17 protein-coding genes are annotated in these 19,768 nt (G+C 41.6%); 1 reads left to right on the top strand and 16 read right to left on the bottom strand.

Translation table 11 applies throughout. The annotated features are described in order from the left end of the window. Positions 1-16: 16 nt before the first annotated feature. The 15 genes from spoVM to ACE1TI_RS01945 all read right to left on the bottom strand — a co-directional run bounded on the left by spoVM (position 17) and on the right by ACE1TI_RS01945 (position 16,854). Positions 17-97, bottom strand: a complete 81-nt coding sequence (spoVM, locus tag ACE1TI_RS02015; RefSeq protein ID WP_091270301.1) for a stage V sporulation protein SpoVM — start codon at positions 95-97, stop codon at positions 17-19. A 404-nt stretch (positions 98-501) separates the two neighbouring features. Next, entirely contained in the window at positions 502-1,149 is a 648-nt protein-coding gene (gene rpe, locus ACE1TI_RS02010; RefSeq protein ID WP_375005900.1) for a ribulose-phosphate 3-epimerase, read from the bottom strand. 4 nt (positions 1,150-1,153) lie between these two features. Continuing rightward, positions 1,154-2,032, bottom strand: coding sequence for a ribosome small subunit-dependent GTPase A (gene rsgA, locus ACE1TI_RS02005; protein ID WP_375005899.1), 879 nt, complete (start codon positions 2,030-2,032; stop codon positions 1,154-1,156). 8 nt (positions 2,033-2,040) lie between these two features. Next, the gene (gene pknB, locus ACE1TI_RS02000) at positions 2,041-4,041 is read right to left on the bottom strand and encodes a Stk1 family PASTA domain-containing Ser/Thr kinase (protein WP_375005898.1); all 2,001 of its coding nucleotides are present in this window, start codon (positions 4,039-4,041) and stop codon (positions 2,041-2,043) included. Continuing rightward, positions 4,041-4,793 (bottom strand): Stp1/IreP family PP2C-type Ser/Thr phosphatase, encoded by a 753-nt coding sequence (locus tag ACE1TI_RS01995; protein WP_375005897.1) that lies wholly within the window; start codon positions 4,791-4,793, stop codon positions 4,041-4,043. Before ACE1TI_RS01995 ends, pknB begins: the two co-directional genes overlap by 1 nt. Before the next feature lie 9 nt (positions 4,794-4,802). Then, positions 4,803-5,888 carry a dual-specificity RNA methyltransferase RlmN gene (gene rlmN / locus ACE1TI_RS01990; protein ID WP_375005896.1) on the bottom strand — a complete coding sequence of 362 codons (1,086 nt, stop codon included), beginning with the start codon at positions 5,886-5,888 and terminating at the stop codon, positions 4,803-4,805. Positions 5,889-5,909: 21 nt separating this feature from the next. Beyond that, positions 5,910-7,253, bottom strand: coding sequence for a 16S rRNA (cytosine(967)-C(5))-methyltransferase RsmB (gene rsmB, locus ACE1TI_RS01985; RefSeq protein WP_375005895.1), 1,344 nt, complete (start codon positions 7,251-7,253; stop codon positions 5,910-5,912). After that, complete coding sequence (gene fmt, locus ACE1TI_RS01980) at positions 7,243-8,190, bottom strand: methionyl-tRNA formyltransferase (RefSeq protein ID WP_375005894.1); 948 nt, start codon at positions 8,188-8,190, stop codon at positions 7,243-7,245. The genes rsmB and fmt overlap by 11 nt, the downstream gene beginning before the upstream one ends. 73 nt (positions 8,191-8,263) lie before the next feature. Then, entirely contained in the window at positions 8,264-10,675 is a 2,412-nt protein-coding gene (gene priA, locus ACE1TI_RS01975) for a primosomal protein N' (RefSeq protein ID WP_375005893.1), read from the bottom strand. A 2-nt stretch (positions 10,676-10,677) separates the two neighbouring features. Next, positions 10,678-11,883, bottom strand: a complete 1,206-nt coding sequence (coaBC, locus tag ACE1TI_RS01970) for a bifunctional phosphopantothenoylcysteine decarboxylase/phosphopantothenate--cysteine ligase CoaBC (protein ID WP_375005892.1) — start codon at positions 11,881-11,883, stop codon at positions 10,678-10,680. A gap of 108 nt (positions 11,884-11,991) precedes the next feature. Further along, positions 11,992-12,195, bottom strand: a complete 204-nt coding sequence (gene rpoZ, locus ACE1TI_RS01965) for a DNA-directed RNA polymerase subunit omega (RefSeq protein ID WP_375005891.1) — start codon at positions 12,193-12,195, stop codon at positions 11,992-11,994. A gap of 3 nt (positions 12,196-12,198) precedes the next feature. Beyond that, the gene (gene gmk / locus ACE1TI_RS01960; RefSeq protein ID WP_375005890.1) at positions 12,199-12,813 is read right to left on the bottom strand and encodes a guanylate kinase; all 615 of its coding nucleotides are present in this window, start codon (positions 12,811-12,813) and stop codon (positions 12,199-12,201) included. A 41-nt stretch (positions 12,814-12,854) separates the two neighbouring features. After that, on the bottom strand, positions 12,855-13,115 hold the full coding sequence (remA, locus tag ACE1TI_RS01955; protein ID WP_375005889.1) for an extracellular matrix/biofilm regulator RemA: 261 nt from the start codon (positions 13,113-13,115) through the stop codon (positions 12,855-12,857). An 85-nt stretch (positions 13,116-13,200) separates the two neighbouring features. Beyond that, entirely contained in the window at positions 13,201-14,115 is a 915-nt protein-coding gene (locus ACE1TI_RS01950) for a YicC/YloC family endoribonuclease (RefSeq protein WP_375005888.1), read from the bottom strand. Between the two features lie 75 nt (positions 14,116-14,190). After that, the gene (locus ACE1TI_RS01945) at positions 14,191-16,854 is read right to left on the bottom strand and encodes a calcium-translocating P-type ATPase, SERCA-type (RefSeq protein WP_375005887.1); all 2,664 of its coding nucleotides are present in this window, start codon (positions 16,852-16,854) and stop codon (positions 14,191-14,193) included. A 153-nt stretch (positions 16,855-17,007) separates the two neighbouring features. Between ACE1TI_RS01945 and ACE1TI_RS01940 the strand changes: the two genes are divergently transcribed. After that, entirely contained in the window at positions 17,008-18,726 is a 1,719-nt protein-coding gene (locus tag ACE1TI_RS01940; RefSeq protein ID WP_375005886.1) for an Rqc2 family fibronectin-binding protein, read from the top strand. A 267-nt stretch (positions 18,727-18,993) separates the two neighbouring features. Here ACE1TI_RS01940 and ACE1TI_RS01935 read toward each other — a convergent pair whose 3' ends face one another. Then, positions 18,994-19,653: a class I SAM-dependent methyltransferase gene (locus tag ACE1TI_RS01935; protein WP_375005885.1), complete on the bottom strand. Its 660-nt coding sequence runs from the start codon at positions 19,651-19,653 to the stop codon at positions 18,994-18,996. Between the last annotated feature and the right edge of the window lie 115 nt (positions 19,654-19,768).

Raw genomic sequence — 19,768 nt, 5'->3', positions numbered from 1 at the left:
ACATTATTATATTAAACTATTCTTTCTTAATAGTTCCGATAACGGCGCGTACAAACCCTCCCAGGAATTTAGGCAGTTTAATAGTATAAAATTTCATTTTAACTCCTCCTCTTTCCTTTACTTTAATGCGGCACGCGCCGCTTCCCTTACGCTCTTTTTCACTGCATGGTAAAAGCCTGTAATTCTCAGGCATCGTGTCCCCCAAATGAGATTCTTTTATATGTATATTCAGGAACTTTAAAATAGTACATAGAAAATCTTGAAAAAATATGATTATAAAATGTTGGCTTATCTCTAAGACCTTATGGCGACAGGTTTATATTCTGCGAAGAAAGTTGTTCTTTTAGTGCATGCAAGAAGATGGCGCCTATGAAAAACAAATACTTTGGTGCATTTCTAAGCCCTTTCGTTCCATCTTCATATCAAATAAAAAGAGCCCTTTTAGATGGGCTCTTTCAACTTCCTTTTGTGAGGTATATAATTTCTAAAAGTTTCCCCGGGTTACAGACCACGGATTTCTTCAATGGCTGCTTGACGGTCTTTTTGATTGTATATTGCTGAACCAGCGACTAATACGTTAGCTCCTGCATTTCTGCAAGTTTCAGCTGTTTCTTTATTTACTCCGCCGTCTACTTCAATCTCAGCATTATGGTTGATTTCTGAAAGCATATTTTTTACTTGTTCTATTTTTGTGACGACTTCTGGTATAAAAGATTGTCCGCCGAATCCAGGGTTTACAGTCATTAACAAAATGAGATCGACGTCTTTTAATATATGTTTAACCATCTCTACAGGTGTTGCTGGATTCAGCACTACTCCCGCTTTTGCTCCCTGCTCTTTAATTAGATGGATCGTGCGGTAGAGATGAGGGCAGGCTTCGACATGAACAGAGATAATATCCGCCCCTGCTTTAGCAAACTCCGGAATATACCGTTCCGGTTCTTCAATCATTAAATGGACATCCAGCGGAAGCTTTGTATGGGGGCGGACTGCTTGTACAATAAGCGGTCCAATCGTTATATTCGGGACAAAGTGACCGTCCATGACGTCAATATGAATATAATCAGCCCCGCCTTGTTCTACATCTTTAATCTCTTCCTTTAGATGAGCAAAATCAGCTGACAGAATCGATGGTGCTATTTTTATCATATTTTTAATACCTCCGTTGTTCCGATATTTCTTTATAGAATAAAATATAGTGTTCATAACGGTAAGAAGGAATATCTCCATTCTCCAATGCATCCTTTACAGCACAGCCGGGCTCCCTCCGGTGGGTGCAGCCGCGAAACTTGCAGTTAGGAAGCCTTTCTTTCATTTCAGGGAAACAAACATCAAGGTCTTCTTCATCAACGAATTGAAACTCGAGAGAACTAAAACCAGGTGTATCTGCTACCCATCCATTGTGCATTGGAAGAAGCTCTACGTGTCTGGTTGTATGCTTTCCTCTTCCTAAATGGGACGATATTTCAGCCGTTTCCAACTTTAATGCCGGATCAAGGCTGTTCAATAATGTCGATTTTCCAACACCGGACTGACCGGCCACAATAGAAACTGCACCACCTAAAAGTGGAGGAAGTTCTTCGATACCATTTCCGTTTTTCCCTGAAACAAAATAAAATTGATAGCCGATTTTTTCATAATCCTGTTGAAAGGAAAACAATTCCTGTTTCCGTTTCTCATCGGCTAAGTCCATTTTGTTCACAACGATAACTGCTTTAATATCCAGCGCTTCCATATGAACAAGAAATCGATCAAGTAATAGAGCGGAGAAAGCAGGTTCCTCAGCTGAGAATACGACAAAAGCCTGATCTATATTAGCTACAGGAGGACGATTTAACTCATTGTGCCGTTCAGCAATTTCGTAAATATAGCCTTCTTCTTTTTGTTCTGCTTCAAACCGAACTTTATCACCGACAAGGGGTTTAATTTTTTGTTTCCTGAACAATCCTCTGCCCCGGCATTGGTAAACACCCTTTTCATTTTCTACATAATAAAATCCGCTGAGTGCTTTTACGATGATTCCTTCCTCCATAAAGCCTCCTATTCATCTCCGTAGGAAAATGTATTAGATTGGACTTCTTCATCATCTACGAAAAGCTTATAGTATCCATCTGTTTCTGGTGTTACTTCTAATGGCACCCGGTATGTTTTCGTTTCTGATATCGTCTCTTCTATAAAAGTAGCTTCTTCTTCTGTTGTGGCATCTTCATATACAATCCGGATATCAAAGGTCCGGCCTTCTTCTTCATCATTTTCGGCTACTTCCACTGGTATAACTGCCTCTACTTGCTCAGAAGGATTTTCTTCCTCTTCTTCCGATTCTTCTGTTTCTTCAGGTCCTTCTGAAATGACAAAAGTTATTTCGTCTCCTTCTTTCACATTGCTGTAAGGGCCTGGTGAATGCTCTATGACACGACCGTTCTCTACATTATCGGAATGACTGTTTTCAAAGCTGCCACTTAAATTATTATTTTCTAAATATCTTTCTACCGCTTCTCTTGATTCTCCTTCAAGATTCCCTAAAGAAAACTCTCGTTCTGTGCTGTAAGTTAAATAAACTGTAGTTTCTTCAGCTATTATATTTTCTCCTGCTTTTGGTGTCTGTTCAATAATTTGGCCGGGAGGATACTCAGATGTTTCCGACGCTGAATACTCTACGCTTTCGTAATCATTTAACATCTCTTCTGCTCGATCACGGCTTACCCCTTCAAGATCAGGCATTTCTACTTCCTCTTGGCCTTCACTTATATATAAAGTTACCGTACTATCCACCTTTACAGATGTACCGCCTCTCGGATCTTGGCCAACGACATGGTTTTCCTCTACCTCATCGTCGTAAACTGTTTCTACTTCTCCGTCCAAACGAGCTTCTTCTATCTCTTGTAATGCCTCATCTTCTGACATATTTTGTACGTCAGGTACTTCGGCTTCGTCCACTTTAAGCAGGTTTGGCAGGACTGTAAAAGCCGCTGCAGCTGCTCCAATGAAGAAGAGTAAAACGAATAGCAGAATCCACCTCCAGCGCTTTCTTTTCTTTTTAGGAGGAGGGGGGGGTGCCGCAGCATTTTGCGTGTTTACTGGCTCATTATGAACCGTGGTGTCCGCTTTCGTAACTTTTGTTTCATCTTCATTTCCATTATCGTCTTTAATAATTGGTACGGCTTTTGTTGCATCTTCATCTGCCGGGATAATATATGGAGCTTCGTTTCTGCGCTCCATCGACAGGACCGTTTTCAAATCGTGCTGCATGGCGTAAACACTTTCGTACCGTTCGTGTGGATCTTTTACTGTTGCTTTTAATATAACATTTTCAAGACTTTGCGGCAGGCCGGGCCTTTTTTCAGATGGAAGCGGGAGAGGCTCCTGTAAATGCTTTAGTGCTATACTGACAGCCGAATCACCGGTATAAGGAAGCGAGCCTGTAACCATTTCATACAGAACCACTCCAAGCGAGTATATATCAGATTGTGCTGTAATTCTGCCGCCTTTCGCTTGTTCTGGAGATAAATAATGTACAGAACCCATAACTGAATTTGTATGTGTAATCGTTGCTGCAGAAGCTGCACGGGCAATGCCAAAATCCGTGACCTTTGCGTCTCCGCTATGATTTAGCAATATGTTATGCGGTTTTATATCTCTGTGGACGATGCCATTAGCATGGGCATGTCCGATAGCACCAAGAATCTGCTCCATCAATTGAACTGCGTGCTCTAAGGGAAGTGGACCTTGTTTTTGGATTTTTTCTTTCAAGGTTTCCCCTTCAATATACTCCATTACAATATAATAGAGATTTTCTTCTTCTCCCACATCATAAATATTGACGATATTAGGGTGGGCTAAGCTGGTCGCCGCTTGAGCTTCCCTGTGAAAACGTCGTATGAATTCCTCGTCTGTATTATATTGAGGCTGCAGCACTTTCACAGCAACAGACCGCTCTAATATAATGTCCTGTCCTTTATAGACGTGAGCCATGCCGCCCCCGCCAATCATCTCCTGGATTTCATAGCGTTCACTAATTCTTTTGCCAATCAGGTCAGACATTACATCATCCCCTCTTCAAGCGGGGTGTTTATAACAACAGCGAGCGTGATGTTATCTTCTCCCCCTCTTCCGTTTGCTGTATGTATAAGAATTTGAGCACTTTCATGAAGGGAATGATCACTTAACAGCTCATTTTTTATTTCTTCATTTGTGATTTTATTCGATAATCCATCAGAACAGAGCACCACAGCATCTCCAGCTTTCCATTCTAATGCTATTTCTTCACTCTTAATATGCATTTCTGTACCTAACGCTCTTGTCAATATATTTTTACGAGGGTGATTCTCTGCTTCTTCTTCTGTCAGCTGGCCGCTTTTTCTTAATTCATTAACAAGAGAATGATCCTGGGTTTTTAATTGCAGCTCTTTATCTGTTAAAAGATAAGCCCTGCTGTCACCCACATGGGCAATGACTACAAAAGAAGGGGTGCAGACAGCCGTAACTAATGTCGTTCCCATTCCTTGCAGACCACTGTTTTCGCTTGCTTTTTCAAATACTTTTTGATTGACTTCTGCAATCTTATTGCTCAGCCAGTTGCCGGCTTCCTCTGGAGTAAAAGATTTTTCCATAGATTCCCATGCCTGGCGCAGCAATTCCGTTGTCATTCCACTAGCTACATCCCCAGCCTGGTGGCCTCCCATTCCGTCAGCCACCACTGCCAGGTATTCACCAGCTTTATTGAGAAAAATGCCGCCTGCATCTTCATTATGCTCGCGAACCTTTCCAACATCGGTTAAAAATATGCTATCCACAGATAGGGTTCACCTCGTTTCTTGTTTACGTTCTTTTGCACGGAGCTGTCCGCATGCCGCCTCAATATCATGGCCTTGTTCTCTGCGGATCGTTACATTGACGTCATGCGCTTTTAATGTACGCTCAAATGCAAAAATATCATTTTTGCTCGTCCTTACATAGTCACGTTCAGGAACGTAATTCACAGGAATTAAGTTCACATGACATCTCAACCCTTTGATCAATTCTGCCAGCTCTTCTGCATGTTCCACTTGATCATTAACGCCGCCAAATAAGCCGTATTCAAACGTAATCCGGCGGTTCGTTTTGCTCTGATAGTAGCGAATAGAATCCATTAGTTTATCAAGCGGCCAGGCCCGGTTTACAGGCATGAGACGGTTGCGGATTTCTGTATTAGGTGCATGAAGAGATATGGCAAAATTAATCTGCATGTTTTCATCGGCAAAATCATAAATACGAGGAACTACGCCGCTTGTAGATACCGTGATATGGCGGGCGCCGATGTTCAACCCTTTGTCGTGATTGATGACTTTTAGAAAAGAAATTAATTCATCATAGTTGTCAAACGGTTCCCCGATCCCCATTACCACTACTGAATCTACTCGTTCTCCTGTTTCATCTAAAGCGCGCTGTGCTTCCAATACTTGAGCCGTAATTTCTCCTGCTTCTAAGTTACGCTTTAATCCTCCAAGCGTAGAGGCACAAAATGTACATCCAAGCCGGCACCCTACTTGAGTGGTGACACATACACTATTTCCATAATTATGTTTCATAACAACCGTTTCAATCGTATAGCCGTCCTGCAATTCGAATAACAATTTTACCGTGCCGTCTGCAGATTCCTGTCTCGCTGCTTCTTTTAATACGGTGAGCGAAAATTCTCCTTTCAATTTTTGGCGAAGATTTTTCGATAAATTGGTCATCTCCTCGAAGCTCTCTACTCTTTTTTGATACAGCCACTCGAATATCTGATCAGCACGAAAAGCTGGTTCATTCTTCTCTTTCAACCAATTTTGAAGCTGCTCATATTGCAGCGTAAATATCGAAGTCTTCCCCGGCGCCTCCGCTTTCACCTTTTTCTTTAATTGCTGCATGATTTTCTTCCTTTCTAATGTTTAAGAATCCTCTTTCTTTAAGAGTGCCATAAAAAAACCATCTGTTCCAAATTGCTGCGGCAAAATAGTTACCTGTCCATTTTCCGCCTGGAACATGTTCGATAAAAATTCATCCGGCTTTCTTTTAAACGCTGGGTTCCGGTTTAAAAAAGCCTCCACTACATTTTCATTTTCTTCTCTTCTTACGGTACACGTACTGTATACGAGCTGGCCGCCTGGCTTCACCATCTTAGAAGCTTCTGCTAAAATTTCTGCCTGGATAGCAGGAAAACGCTCTAAATCCGCTCTTTGCTTCTGCCATTTTAATTCAGGTTTCCGTCTTATAACTCCAAGACCGCTGCACGGAGCATCAACAAGCACCCTGTCAAATTGCTCTTTTTCTACTTGAGCGGTAAGTTCTCTAGCATCCAATGCGTTTGCTTCAATGATAGAAATGCCGAGCCGCTCTGCTTGTTCTTCTATTAATTTTACTTTTTTCTTATGAAGGTCAAATGCTTTCACAGTGCCTTTATTTTCCATTCGTTCAGCCAGATGTGTTGTTTTTCCGCCAGGAGCTGCACATGCATCAAGGACATTCATTCCCGGAGCAGGATCAAGTAATCTTGCCACCAGCATAGAACTTTCATCCTGAATCGTAACATATCCTTTTTTATACGTTTCCGTATTGATGACATGCCCTGAAGCAATGATTAATGCATCCGGAGACAGAGCACCTTCTTTTATTTGGCAGCCTTCTTCTAGCAATCTGTTTCTTACTTCTTCTTTTGTAGATTTTGACAGATTTACCCGGACAGTTAAAGGCGGCGGTTCTAAATTTGTAAGAGCCATCGCCCTCGTTTTTTCTTCTCCATATGAATCTATCCAGTCTTCGAGAAGCCATTCGGGATGACTTGTCTCCACGGCAAATTTTTTTATACCAGTCAGTTTATCAGTACGAGGCAGACCTTTTCGCTGGATAGAACGAAGCACGCCATTAATCATACCGCTGATCCCTTTATGCCCCCGCTTTTTTGCAATATTGACCGCTTCATGAATAGCAGCTCTCTCTGGTACTCTATCAAGATATACCATTTGATACACAGAAAGGCGGAGCAGCTGCAGTACCCATGGATCAAGAGAACTCAGTCCTTTTTTGATAAACGGAGTAAGATAATAATCTAGCGTATTCTTCCGCTTTATCGTGCCATAGACAAGCTCTGTCAACAGGGGTTCGTCTTTTTTGGATACTTCTTCCTGGCTTAAAACATGATTTAAAAGCAAATGGCTGTATGCTCCTTCTTTTTCAATCCTTTGCAGGAGATCCATTGCCTTTTCTCTTACATTGCTAAAAGGTTTATTGGCCATTATTAAATTGCTCTCCTGTTTTAAAACCGTGATTTCCTCTCAGGAAATCGGCAGCTTTCATTCGTTTCTTTCCTGATGGCTGGATTTCTTTAATTTCAATCGATAGATGATCTCCCGTTTTTACTACGATGCCGTCTTCGTTTATTGCTTCAATCGTCCCAGGAGGAAGCAGATCATTTGAAGATGCTGCTTTTTCTGCCTTCCATATTTTAAAAGCTTTACCGTGGTAGGTTGAATAAGCCACCGGCCACGGATTCATTCCGCGGATGTGGTCATAAACAGCCTGTCCCGGCTTCGACCAATCAATTTTTTCCTGCCCGCGCTGAATATTAGGGGCAAAGGTTGCTTCTTCCTCATTTTGAGCTTTAGGTGTCAGTTTACCTTGTATAAGATCAGGCAGTGTTTGTAATAATAAATCTCGTCCGGTTACGCTTAATTTATCATGAAGACTTCCTGTTGTGTCGGTGTCTGTAATGTCTACTTCTTGTTGAGTTAAAATATCTCCTGCGTCCAGCTGTTTCGCCATATACATGATGGTGATGCCTGTCTTTTTTTCTCCGTCGATGACTGCCTGATGAATCGGTGCCCCGCCTCTGTATTTAGGAAGCAGAGAAGCATGTACATTGACTGCTCCATAGGTCGGAGCTTTTAGAATAGATTCCGGCAGGATCTTCCCAAAAGCAGCTGTAATAATTAGATCTGGTTGTATATTTAAAATTTCTTGCACGTTTTCTTTCTTTTTTAGTGTTTCCGGCTGCAGAACTCTTAAACCTTGTTTCAGTGCTTCTTCCTTTACCGGCGGCGGAGTCAGTGTTTTTTTTCTTCCTTTAGGGCGGTCCGGCTGTGTAACGACCGCTTCAATGTTATAACCTTCTTCCACTAATCCTCTCAAAATAGGAACAGAAAAATCGGGAGTTCCCATAAAAATGACTCTCATCGTATCCGTCCTTTCCTTCCTTCATTCATTCATAAAAGGAGCCCCGCAGTTATGGTTGGCAGCGGGGCTGAAACTACATGAACATTTGCGGGTTCATATCGATGGAAATAAATAATTTATCAGTTGCCATTTCCTTTTGATACCGGCTGGCTATTTGATTTAAAACATAAGTTAAATTGGGCTCATTTCTGTATTTTATCATGCATTGATAACGATATCTATCTTTTATACGGGCAATTGGTGAAACAGTCGGTCCCAGCACTTTTGTTTCAGGAGAAAACGATTCTCTTAGAAAGGCTGCAATTTTTTCTGCCGTCTGCATCACCTTCACCGCATCCTCATTAGAAATAGTAACCAGAGCTAAATAATAATAAGGTGGATAACCGCTTCTTTTTCGGTGCCCCATTTCTTCTAAGCTGAAAGATTCGTAATTGTGGGTTTTGGCATGCTGGATACTGTAATGGTCCGGGGTATACGTTTGTATGACAACTTCTCCAGTTAATTTATCCCGTCCGGCTCTTCCACTCACTTGTGTTAAAAGCTGAAACGTTCGCTCTGATGCTCTGAAATCGGGTAAATGAAGCATCGTATCAGCTGCTAACACTCCTGCTAAAGTAATTCTTGGAAAATCAAGACCTTTTGCTATCATTTGTGTTCCAAGTAAAATATCTGCTTCTCCTCTGCCAAATGCCTGGAGTAATTTTTCATGTGACCCTTTTTTAGACGTCGTATCTACATCCATTCTAATTACCCTTGCTTCAGGAAGAAGCTTAGTCAGTTCTTCTTCCACCTTTTGTGTCCCTGTACCGAAAAACCGGATATGCTCACTCTCACATGCAGGACAGGTAGTCAGCATAGGTTCTTCATACCCGCAGTAATGACATTTCAGTTTTCTCTGCGTATGATGATAAGTTAACGTAATTTCACAATGAGGGCATTCCGCAGTATAGCCGCAATTACGGCACATAACAAATGTCGAGTACCCTCTTCTGTTTAAAAACAAAACAGCTTGTTCATTACACTCCAGTCTTTCTCGCAGCTTTTGTAAAAGAAGTTCTGAAAAAACAGAGCGGTTGCCTTTTTTTAATTCCTCGCGCATATCTATTACATTCACTTCAGGCATAGCCGTTTTGTTCACACGATCTTTCAGTTCAAGAAGTTTATATACTCCCCGTTTTGCTCTGGCATAAGATTCTAAAGAAGGAGTGGCACTTCCTAAAATGATAGGACAATTATGATAGCTTCCTCTCCAGATCGCAATCTGGCGGGCATGGTACCTGGGGTGGTCTTCTTGTTTGTAGCTTCCTTCATGTTCTTCATCTATAATAATCAGTCCTAATTTTTCAAACGGTGCAAATACAGCCGAGCGTGCTCCTACCGCCACTTGCACTTCTTTTCGGTGAATTTTTCTCCATTCATCATATTTTTCTCCAGCAGACAAAGCGCTGTGAAGTACAGCTACTTTCGAACCGAACCGTCCTTTGAACCTTTCGACCATCTGCGGAGTCAAGGATATTTCAGGCACGAGAACAATAGCTTCTTCGTCTTTTGCAAGGACTTTCTCAATTGCTTGAAGATAAACTTCTGTTTTACCGCTCCCCGTTACTCCCCGCAGTAAAAAGGTTGTATCCTGGTTTGAGTCAATCGCTGATCGAACGGGACCTAGTACATTTCTTTGCTGACCAGTAAGTTCGGGACGTGGAGCCGGGGAAAAAGAACGGTCACTATATGGGTCGCGGTATTCTTCTATAGATTCTAATAATAAGATTTCTTTACTTATTAATTGCTGAATGGTTTGTTTAGAAGTTTGTAAGGTTTCTGTCAGGTCTTTTATAGGTACCGATTTATCTGGATAGTTATCCGAAAGCCATTCCATAACAGCTATTTGTTTTTTAGCTCTGTTTCCTAGAATATCAGCAAATGCTGCACCCTGGTATTTTGGGTTGATTCTAATGGATTGGATCGTTTTCTTTTTGGTTTTATCTTTTACCAGGTACTCTACTTCGATTTCACCTTTTTCGACAGATTGTTTTATTAATGAGAAGATTCCTTTTTCGTTCGGAAGCTCGGCCCAGTCCACTGCTTTTTTTCCGGCAAAAACTGCCTGAAGCGCAGGTGGCAGGTAATGTTTTTCTGTACGCAGCTGCAGGATTTTTTTCGGCTTGGCTCTTATCGCTGAGGGAATCATAGACTGTAAAGCAGTTATAAGAAAACAGACTGTCTCTTCTGCAAGCCAATCCCCAAGCTCTAGCATTTCTTTCGTTAAAACGGGATATGGATCCAGCATTTCAGAAATAGGCTTTACTCTATCAAGATCTGATTCTTCTGTAATATCCCACACAAAGCCCTGGATTTTTCTCGACCCAAAAGGAACAATCACCCGCATACCCGGCAGTATTAAACGTTGGAGTTCTTCTGGAATACGGTAATCAAATGCTCTATTTGTCTGTCCGGAAGCGACGTCTACTATTACTTTGGCATACATCGTTAAGCGTCCCTTTTTATAAGTATTTCCACACGGCGGAGAATTTCTTTTGCTGTTTCTGTTTTTGTCATTAACGGCAGGTCTTCTGGTTCCTGTCCTTTTTGCACAATGATGACTCTATTGGTTTCCGAGCGAAATCCTGCATCTTCTGCTGTAATATTATTTCCTACTACCATATCAAGGTTTTTTCGTTCTAATTTGTCTACTGCATAATTAGCTATATTATTAGATTCTGCCGCAAAGCCAATTAATAGTTGATGAGCAGCTTTCTGCCTGCCTAGTTCAGCTAGAATGTCGATTGTCCGCTCCATAGGAATATCCATATCGCCGTCCTGCTTTTTTGCTTTTTGAGAAAGAATATTTTTAGGTTTGTAATCGGCAACAGCAGCTGTTTTCACTACAATATCCGTTGAGGGATATAAATTCATGACTTCGTTATACATTTCTTCTGCAGTGGTAACATTGATTCTTTTTACCCCTGGAGGGTCATCGAGCTGCACCGGACCTGCAATAAGAGTAACCTCCGCTTCAAGGGCGGCTGCTTCTGCAGCTATAGCAAAACCCATTTTCCCGGTTGAAGGATTGGTGAAAACACGGACAGGATCTACATATTCATAGGTGGGACCAGCTGTGACCAAAATCTTTTTACCTGCTAAAGAAGTGTGAACTTTTTCCTCTGCTTCTAAAAAAGCTACTATTTCTTCCGGTTCAGCTAAGCGTCCTTTTCCTACCCATCCGCAGGCAAGATATCCATCTCCCGGTTCAATAAAACGGCAGCCCCTGCCTTTGAGCGTCTCCATATTTTGCTGTACTGCTGGCTGGTTATACATATTTACGTTCATGGCAGGTGCCATATAAACGGGACAGGTGGCGGCAAGCAGTGTGGTGGAAAGCATGTCATCTGCTATTCCATTTGCAGCTTTACCCAACAGATTCGCGGTGGCCGGAGCAATAATAACTAGATCTGCCCAATCGGCAATATCAATATGAGCCACTTTTTCTGGATCTTTTTCAGCAAAAGTATCGTCATAAACTCTTTCTCTTGTTAAAGCCTGAAATGTTAACGGTGTGACAAATTCTTTGGCATGCTCCGTCATAATAACCTTCACTGTGGCGCCTGCCTGGGTTAGTTTACTTGCGAGCGCTGCTGCTTTAAAAGCTGCAATGCCGCCGCTTACACCTAATAAAATATGTTTATTTTGCAGCATATTTATTCCTCTCCATCTATGTTTTATGGAATCTTTTAAAGTTCCCTAAAGGATTTCTTTAAGTAAAACAACAACCTATAACTTTTATAGGTTGTTGTCGTCTTCGGTTCACTCTGTATGTTTATAGCCTAACTTTCTATGCTCGATTTCTTCTAGAGCCACACCGACTAGTTTGGACGATTCATAATCGTCAATAAGAGGATCTGTCTCTTCTACTTCTTTTAAGTCGCGGGCGCGCCGCGCTGAAATGGTAACAAGCGTGTACTTTGAATCAATATGTTTCATTAAACTGTCAATGGAAGGGTATAACATGGGCTATTCAACCTCCGCAAGTTGTTTATATTTTTCTATTAAACGTTCTTTTTTGCAGTGTTCTGCTGTGACAATCGCTTGAATTCTCCCGACTGCTTTATCAACTTCATCATTTTCCACAACATAATCATAGTTTTCCATCATATCAATTTCTTCACGAGCCACGGTCATCCGTTTATTAATGAGGTCCTCGTTTTCTGTTCCTCTGCCAACGATGCGGCTCCTTAATTCAGCAAGGCTCGGCGGCATTAAAAAGATAAAAACACCTTCTGGATATCTTTCTTTGACTTTTTTGGCACCTTGCACTTCAATTTCCAGAATAATGTCTTTCCCTTTTTCAATTGTCTCTTCCACATAGTCTAGAGGAGTGCCATAATAATTGTCTACATATTTGGCCCATTCAAGCAGTCTGTTTTCTTCAATCATTTGCTCAAACTCCTGCTTTGTTTTAAAGAAGTAGTTCACACCATGAACTTCTCCTTCTCTAGGCTGTCTAGTAGTAGCAGAAACAGAATATTCAATTCCGGTATCTATACCTCGGAGGGCGTTGCATACTGTTCCTTTTCCCACTCCAGCCGGTCCAGACAATACAATCAGCAGCCCTTTTTCATCTTTCATTCTTTCCAACGCCTTTCTTGCCAAAAATCCTATGAGAAGTTTTAATCATCAGAAACGTCATCTTTCGTATTTAAACGCTGAGCTACCGTTTCAGGCTGCACAGCAGATAAAATGACATGATCGCTGTCTGCAATAATAACTGCCCGCGTTCTTCTGCCGTATGTCGCATCAACAAGCATATTTCTATCTCTTGCTTCCTGAATGATTCGTTTAATAGGTGCAGATTCGGGGCTGACAATAGAAATAATACGATTAGCCGAAACGATATTTCCAAAACCGATGTTTATAAGTTTAATGTTCACTAGTATCCCTCACTTCATCAGGAGCGACAGCTACGCTCTATTTTTACCACATTACTATAAATATATACGAAAATGCGTTCGCTGACTACTCTATATTCTGTACTTGTTCTTTTACTTTTTCAAGTTCACTCTTTAAATCTACAACAAGATGGCTTAGTGATGTATTATTTGCCTTAGATCCTATTGTGTTCATTTCTCTGTTCATTTCCTGGATTAAAAAATCCAATTTTCTTCCTTTGGCTCCTTCAGCTTCCAAAGAGATAATAAATTGATCACAATGAGAAAAAAGTCTGGTCAATTCTTCATCAATATTTGTTTTATCGGCAAACACTGCAGCTTCTGTTAATAGTCGGCTTTCATCTGGCTCATATTCACCGTCCATTAATTCACGAATCCTGTCATGCAAACGTTCTCTGTATGCCGAAACAACTGCTGGTGCCTGGTCCTGCAGTCTTGAAGTCAGGTAGTGGATAGTATTAATTCGTTTTTTCACATCCGCTTCCAGCCTTTTCCCTTCCTCTGTTCTCATTTCATGAAGGCCGTTTGCAGCTTTTGTAACAGCTTGTTCAATCGCTTCCTGCCACCCTTTTTCCATATTTGAGCTTTCTTCAATCACCACAATGTCAGGGTGAAGCAAAAAATCCTGCAGCTTAAGACGGGAATCAAATACATTTAATTTATCAAGTTCTTCCGCCTGATCGATCATTTGCGTTAACAGCGGCCAATCTACTCTTGCTTGTTTTGCAGATGGTGAAATTCCTTCCAACGATATAAAGACATCGACCTTCCCACGTTCCACCTTCTCTAAAACTAGCTTGCGCAGACGGCCTTCAAGCGGCAGCAGCTGTCTGGGCATCCGGAATTGAATATCACAAAAACGGTGATTAACCGACTTCATTTCAACGAGTATCCGACCGCCGTCCTGTTCGACGATGGAACGGCCAAATCCTGTCATACTTACTGACATGTCTATCACATCCGCTTCTCCTATTCTATCCAATTTTACCACCTGCCACAAGCCAATGAAAAGGGGGAAGCGGCTGAATCTGAAATTTATTCATTGTACTGCGGCTGTTTATGCTTTTGCTCTTCTTACATTCGCTTGACGGAACATTGTTTTTCCTGCCAGAGCAAAAGTAGGAATAGAAGCCAGCGCAAGTACAAGCGCCCATTCCAAAACACTCAGTGGAGTGGTGTGGAAAATTGGCTGCAGTATCGGCGTGTAAATAACAAGCAGCAGCAGCATGACAGAAGATAAAACGGCTGCTGTTAAATATTTATTTTCAAAGGGATTTCTGTCAAAAATCGTTTGATTCGTTCGGCAGTCAAACACGTGAATAAGCTGTGCCATCACAAGAGTGGAAAAAGCAATCGTCTGGGCTCTAATTAAGTCATCCGGCTGTTCGTAGAGAGCAGTCATAAAGCCAAGTAATGTAACACATCCAATCAGAAATCCTCTGGAGATAATCTTCCATCCCATTCCCCGTGCAAAAATACTCTCCGATGAGGAACGGGGCGGCCGTTTCATCACATCATTTTCTGGCTGGTCAAGACCAAGCGCCATTGCCGGCAGCCCATCAGTAATGAGATTGATCCATAATATTTGTATAGCTACTAATGGAAGCGGCATTCCTAACATAACCGCAAACAGCATGACTAACATTTCTCCAACGTTGGAAGCAAGCATATAGCGGATAAACTTTCTGATATTTTCATATATATTACGCCCTTCTTTTATGGCAGAGCGAATAGTAGAAAAATTATCATCCCGTAATATGAGAGCAGAGGCTTCTTTCGCCACATCTGTTCCAGTTTTCCCCATAGCAATGCCGATATCGGCTGCTTTTAGTGCCGGAGCATCATTCACCCCATCCCCTGTCATCGCAACAATATGGCCTTGACTTTTTAACACTTTTACAATGTTTAATTTATCTTCCGGGCTTACCCGGGCAAATACATATGCTCGCTGGATAAGGCTTTGTTTTTCCTTATCAGAAGCCTGATTCCACTCTTTTCCAGTAATAACGAGACCATATTCGGGCAGCAGCCCTATATCTCTTGCTATTGCTGCAGCGGTATCTTTATGATCGCCGGTAATCATGATCGTTTTAATGCCTGCGTGCCGGCATTCCATAATCGCATCTTTTGCTTCCTGTCGAGGCGGATCAATCATTCCTTGTACCCCAAGTAAAATAAGATGCCTTTCCGCAGCTTCTGCACTGTTTATGACTTCACCTGTTCGCACTGGACGATACCCCACGGCAATGGTCCGCAATGCTTTATTTGCCATATAGCCAATCGTCTGTTTGACTTCATTTTTTTTATAGGAAGACAGCCTTTCTATTCGGTTGTTTGAATCAATATGAGAAGTTCTTTCTAGCAGAATATCGGGCGCTCCCTTTGTAATGATAAAAGCTTCGCCTTTTTTGTTTTTAACTAACACCGACATTCGTTTTCTCTCCGAATCAAACGGGAAATTCCGCACTACGGTGTAGTTAGAAAAAAGCTCGCTTGGCTCAATTCCCGAAGAGGAAGCAGCTTCAAGTAAAGCATTTTCTGTCGGATCTCCTTTCATATCACTTTTTTGTTGATTTGGTGAATGAATGGAATCTATAGCAATTTGAGTACAAAGCGCACCATAGGTTAATAGTTTTTCATTTTTCGTTTTTTGAAAAGCTTTTTTCGGCTTGCGAAGAGATAACCCGCTTCCATTCCACAATGCGGTGACTTTCATTTTATTCTGCGTTAAGGTACCTGTCTTGTCCGAACAAATGACAGAGGCGCAGCCAAGCGTTTCGACCGCGGGGAGCTGTCGTACAATGGTATTTCTTTTAATCATGCGCTGGACACCAAGTGCTAATACAACAGTAACGATAGCCGGAAGTCCTTCTGGAATAGCTGCTACAGCAAGCGATACACCGGAGAGAAACATTTTATACATAGGTTGTCCCTGCCATATACCGAGTACAACGACTAATCCTGTAAGCAAGAGAGCACCTGTAATTAACATCGTCCCTAGGTGGGCAAGTCTTCTTTGGAGAGGGGTTTCATTTTTCTCAGATGAGGTAAGCAAATGAGCGATTTTTCCCATTTCTGTTTTCATTCCTGTAGCAACAACAACCCCGGTCGCATACCCTTTTGTAATTAATGTACCTGCAAACACCATATTTTGCTTTTCTCCAATAGAAACGTCACTCTCTTTTAGAACATCAGCTGTTTTTTGAACGGGGTATGATTCGCCCGTCAGTGCTGATTCTTCTGCAGTTAAACCATTAGCTTCTAACAGCCGGATATCTGCGCTTACTTTGTCACCGCCTGCTAGTTTTACTACATCTCCAGGAACTACTTCTATGGAAGGTATAGTGATCCATTGCCCGTTTCTTCTCACCGTTATTGTTGGTGAGGCTAGTTCTTTTAACGCATCGAGAGATTTTTCTGCTTTATTTTCTTGAATAAAGCCAAGTATCCCGTTCATTATAACTATGAAAATAATTGTGATGGCATCAATATATTCTCCTAATGCAGCAGAAATCACAGTCGCACCTAACAGGATGAGAATCATCGTATCCTGGAACTGGTTCAAAAACAGAAGCCAGCCCGGTACTTTTTTCTTTTCTTCGAGCGTATTTGGTCCTACTTGTTTCAGACGAGCTTTAGCCTGTCCATCACCGAGCCCTGTCCCAGCAGTGACTTGTAATATGTTTTCAAGTTTTTCTTTTGGTTGCTGATGCCAGTTCATTCCATCCCTCACCCCTGGTTAAACGTATCATCACATCATATTCAGACAAGCCGCAATTCATGCTATACTTATTAAGAAAAGCAAAAGTGAGGGCCCCTGGCTATATTGATTGAAAGAAATGTTTTACAGCAATAGAGAGGATGTACTACACATATGTCTTTTGACGGAATTATGACACGAGCTGTCATCCATGAATGTGAACAGCACTTATTAAACGGCAGAGTAACGAAAATCAAACAACCTTATAAAATGGATCTTCTTTTAACGATTCGAGCCAACCGGAAAAATCACCAGCTCCTTATATCAGCAAACCCCAGTTTTTCACGAATGAATTTAACGAATGCTTCCTTTGATAATCCTCCCGAGCCGCCTATGTTCTGCATGCTGCTTCGCAAGCACATAGAAGGCGGCTTTATCAGGGAAATAAAGCAAGATGGAATGGAGCGTATCGTCACGTTAGTAATTGAAGGAAAAAATGAAATCGGAGATGTATCGATTAAGTACCTGATTATAGAAATTATGGGGAAACACAGCAATGTTTTGCTCGTCGATAAAGAAACCAACCAAATTTTAGACAGCATGAAACATTTGCCTCCATCCGTGAACCGGCATCGAACGATATTACCCGGAAGAGAATATGTAGGACCTCCTCAGCAGCATAAAGCCAATCCATTAGAAGTAGATAAGGAGGACGTGCTTCGTAAATTAGATACGAACCAGGGAAAAATCGACCGACAGCTTGTTCAAGCATTCACTGGTCTTTCGCCGCAAACAACAAAGGAAATCGTACACCGGGCCGGTTTGGGAAGCGCTGAAAACATTGCTGCTTCATTTTTAGAGATAATGAATGATGTGAAAGAGCATAGCTACTACCCCCAAATAGCAGCAACAAATGATAAAGAATTTTATTCAGTCATAGAGTTAACTCATATAAAAGGCCGCGCGAAAAAATTTGATTCTGTCAGTGAGCTGCTTGACCGCTTTCATTCCGGCAAAGCTGAAAGGGACCGGGTAAAACAGCAGGCCCATGACTTAGAACGACTATTACGAAACGAATGGCAAAAAAATAAGAAAAAGATTAAAAAACTTGAAAAAACAGTACAGCAAGCAGAAAAAGCACATGAAGCTCAAAAATTTGGAGAACTGCTTACCGCAAATCTGCACTTGATCAAAGGCGGAGAAAAAGAAATTGAGGTAATAGATTATTATGATGAAAACGGCGGTACGATCATGATTCCGCTTGACCCTGAGAAGACTCCTTCAGAAAATGCCCAGTCTTTTTTCCGTAAATATAATAAAGCCAAAACATCTCTTGAAATGGGAAAAGAACAAATCAGACAGACCGAGGAAGAAATGACTTACTTAGAACAACTAATCCAGCAGCTGGAGTCTGCTTCTCCGTCTGATATTGATGAAATCCGCGAAGAATTATCCGAACAAGGGTATGTGAAAAAAAGGCCTGGCAAAGGCAGGAAAAAGAATAAGCCAGTAAAGCCAGTGCTCGAAAAATATGTTTCCAGCGACGGCACCGAAATATTGGTAGGAAAGAACAACAAACAAAATGAGTACCTTACCAACCGGGTCGCTCATAAAGAAGATACGTGGCTGCATACAAAAGATATTCCCGGCTCTCATGTCGTCATTCGAGGAGAATCGTTTAGCGAACAAACTCTCCTAGAAGCAGCCAATATCGCAGCGTACTATTCTAAAGCAAAAGACTCTGCTTCTGTTCCGGTAGACTATACAAAAATAAAGCATGTCCGCAAACCGAACGGTGCAAAACCCGGCTTTGTCACCTATGAACAGCAGTCTACGGTCTTTGTGACACCGGATGAGGATTTGGTTTTAAAGCTGCGGGCTTCCAGAAATTAAACCGATTTCTTTTAAAAGAAAGACAGTATTCTTCTCATAAGAGGCTTGATGACTAAAACAAGTGCAAGAAAGGATAAACGGTCACCAAGGGACACCCTTGGTAACCAAAGCAAAGGATTTATACATTGGGCGGGGACCAAGAGGCACGATTAGTGACCTGCACTGTCATTATTTTCGATGAATGGGAGCCAAGAGACTCGTTTGATGACTGGTCCAGGGGAAATATTCGAAGAACGGGGTCCAAGACACTCTTGGACCCCTTATTTCTTAGTTCCAAACGATTTTTGTCAAAAGAGCAAGATCTCCGAGAGCTTTTTCTTGGTGTATATAACTGGCACCATGCTCATATAAAAGTTCACTTAACTGTCCACTTTCAAATCGGTGCCTTCTTGGTGAAACATTCGACCATTTGAGAAAGGATTCTTTTTCAAACCCCTCTAAAGCTTGGGCGTTTGCATACTCTTCTGCGGCAACAGGGTCCATTTTAGGAGTAGGATTAAGCAATATGCTAATCCCATTTGACTTCGTCACCCTCGCCATTTCTTTTATTCCTTTCTCCGGCTCTGGTAATAAAAACATAACCAGCGTCGAAATGCTGATATCAAAGGTGCGGTCCACAAAAGGAAGAGCGTATGCGTCTCCCACTATAAAAGTGGTCGAAGCTTTCCCAGGCTGCAAAGCTTCCAGCTTTCTCGCTTTTTTTATCATTCCTTCTGATAAGTCTATACCAGTAAGGGAAGCTGCTTCTTTTGCACCTTTCAATAATAACCTTCCTGTACCGCAGCCAACATCGAGTACGTCTTTTTTCTCCCAGGTTCCGCTTTTATCTTTCAATGCTTGGTGAAGACCTGACAGCCAGTTCGTTTGCGCCACAGTATCAAAAAATTCTACTTGTTCACTAAATTCTTTTCCTGTCATTTTCCGCATGGTTTATCTCCTTACGATTATGTTTTACTTTACAAATAACATTACAGTATGAAGGAAGTGACGACTGAATTTATTACAGCTGAATGGAATAATAATTGAAGAAAAATGCAAGATT

The organism is Alteribacillus sp. JSM 102045, from assembly GCF_041949975.1.
Taxonomy (GTDB): domain Bacteria; phylum Bacillota; class Bacilli; order Bacillales; family Marinococcaceae; genus Alteribacillus.
The sequence above is the reverse complement of the archived record's forward strand: the minus strand, read 5'-3'. Positions and strand labels throughout refer to the sequence as shown.

What these genes read in the sequence shown, in the direction of transcription:
- spoVM (WP_091270301.1), bottom strand. Translation starts at nt 97, where the DNA reads ATGAAATTTTATACTATTAAACTGCCTAAATTCCTGGGAGGGTTTGTA.
- rpe (WP_375005900.1), bottom strand. Translation starts at nt 1,149, where the DNA reads ATGATAAAAATAGCACCATCGATTCTGTCAGCTGATTTTGCTCATCTA.
- rsgA (WP_375005899.1), bottom strand. Translation starts at nt 2,032, where the DNA reads ATGGAGGAAGGAATCATCGTAAAAGCACTCAGCGGATTTTATTATGTA.
- pknB (WP_375005898.1), bottom strand. Translation starts at nt 4,041, where the DNA reads ATGTCTGACCTGATTGGCAAAAGAATTAGTGAACGCTATGAAATCCAG.
- rlmN (WP_375005896.1), bottom strand. Translation starts at nt 5,888, where the DNA reads ATGCAGCAATTAAAGAAAAAGGTGAAAGCGGAGGCGCCGGGGAAGACT.
- rsmB (WP_375005895.1), bottom strand. Translation starts at nt 7,253, where the DNA reads ATGGCCAATAAACCTTTTAGCAATGTAAGAGAAAAGGCAATGGATCTC.
- fmt (WP_375005894.1), bottom strand. Translation starts at nt 8,190, where the DNA reads ATGAGAGTCATTTTTATGGGAACTCCCGATTTTTCTGTTCCTATTTTG.
- priA (WP_375005893.1), bottom strand. Translation starts at nt 10,675, where the DNA reads ATGTATGCCAAAGTAATAGTAGACGTCGCTTCCGGACAGACAAATAGA.
- coaBC (WP_375005892.1), bottom strand. Translation starts at nt 11,883, where the DNA reads ATGCTGCAAAATAAACATATTTTATTAGGTGTAAGCGGCGGCATTGCA.
- rpoZ (WP_375005891.1), bottom strand. Translation starts at nt 12,195, where the DNA reads ATGTTATACCCTTCCATTGACAGTTTAATGAAACATATTGATTCAAAG.
- gmk (WP_375005890.1), bottom strand. Translation starts at nt 12,813, where the DNA reads ATGAAAGATGAAAAAGGGCTGCTGATTGTATTGTCTGGACCGGCTGGA.
- ACE1TI_RS01945 (WP_375005887.1), bottom strand. Translation starts at nt 16,854, where the DNA reads ATGAACTGGCATCAGCAACCAAAAGAAAAACTTGAAAACATATTACAA.
- ACE1TI_RS01940 (WP_375005886.1), top strand. Translation starts at nt 17,008, where the DNA reads ATGTCTTTTGACGGAATTATGACACGAGCTGTCATCCATGAATGTGAA.
- ACE1TI_RS01935 (WP_375005885.1), bottom strand. Translation starts at nt 19,653, where the DNA reads ATGCGGAAAATGACAGGAAAAGAATTTAGTGAACAAGTAGAATTTTTT.